1 protein-coding gene is annotated in these 1,373 nt (G+C 71.6%); it reads right to left on the reverse strand.

The annotated features are described in order from the left end of the window. On the reverse strand, positions 1 to 1,373 hold a 1,373-nt coding region (locus tag IE94_RS36630), incomplete at both ends, for a condensation domain-containing protein (RefSeq protein WP_037924713.1).

Raw genomic sequence — 1,373 nt, forward strand, 5'->3', positions numbered from 1 at the left:
CGTTCGAAGGGGATGTCCTGGTGCGCGTAGGCGGCCAGGTCCGTCTCCCGCACCCGGGTCAGCAGCTCGCTGAAGCTGGGGTCACCGGTGAGGTCGGTGCGCAGGACCAGGGTGTTGACGAAGAAGCCGATGAGGTCGTCGAGGGCGTCGTCGGTGCGTCCGGCGACGGGGGTGCCGATGGGGATGTCCGTGCCGGCGCCGAGCCGGTGCAGCAGGACCGCCAACGCGGCCTGGACCACCATGAACGGCGTGCACTGGTGCTCCCGCGCCAGCTCCAGCGGCAGGTCTGCCAGGGTCTCGCGCCAGTGGGCGAGTTGGCGTGCGGCGACGGACGTGTCGTCGTTCTCGTCGCCCAGGAGCGTCTGCTGCCAGAGGGTGTAGTCCGCGTACTGCACCGGCAGCGGTGCCCAGTCGGGAGCCTGCTCCGCGCACCGAGCGGCGTAGGCGGCGGTCAGGTCTCGGGCGAGGGGCGCGAAGGAGCCTTCGTCGGCGGCGATGTGGTGGAGGACGAGGAGCAGGACGTGTTCGTCGGGTGCGGTGCGGAAGACGGTGGCCCGCAGGGGCAGGTCACGGGTGAGGTCGAAGGGCCGGGCAGCAGCCGTGCCCAGCTCTCCCGCCAGGGCGTCCTCGGTGGTGTCGACCACGCTCAGGACCGGGGCCGTCTGGTCTTGCACGACCTGCCGGGCACCGGTGGGCGTGTCCTCGACCAGCGTGCGCAGGCTCTCGTGCCGTGCGCTCAGGTCACCGAGCGCGGCCCGCAGCGCCCCGGTGTCCAGCCCGCCCGACAGCCGCAGCGCGATGGGAATGTTGTACGTCGCGTTCGGCCCCTCCAGCTTCTGAAGGAACCACTGCCCCTGCTGCGCCGACGACAACGGAACATGCCCCGGCCGTGCCTGCGGGCTCAGGGGTTCCCTGGCCGTCTCCGCCTGGCTGAGCCGGCCGGCGAGGGCTGCGACAGTCGGTGTCTCGAACAGGACGCGGACGGGCAGTTCGGTGCCCAGGCTGCTGCGGATGCGGGAGACCAGGCGGGTGGCGAGCAGTGAGTGTCCGCCCAGGTCGAAGAAGCTGTCGTCGATCCCGACGCGGGTGACGCCGAGGACGTCCGCGAACAGGGCGCACAGGATCTCTTCCTGCGGGGTGCGCGGGGCGCGGTGCTCGGCGGTGGTCGTGGTGTCGAAGTCGGGGTCGGGGAGGGCTTTGCGGTCGAGTTTGCCGTTGGCGGTCAGGGGGAGGCCGTCGAGGGTGACGAAGGCGGAGGGAACCATGTAGGCGGGCAGGGCCTGGGCGGCGTGGTCGCGCAGGTCGCCGGTGTTCTGTCCCACGACGTAGGCGACGAGGCGTTCGTCGCGGACGAGTACGGCTGCCTGGGTGAC

Source organism: Streptomyces violaceorubidus (assembly GCF_000717995.1).
GTDB lineage: Bacteria > Actinomycetota > Actinomycetes > Streptomycetales > Streptomycetaceae > Streptomyces > Streptomyces violaceorubidus.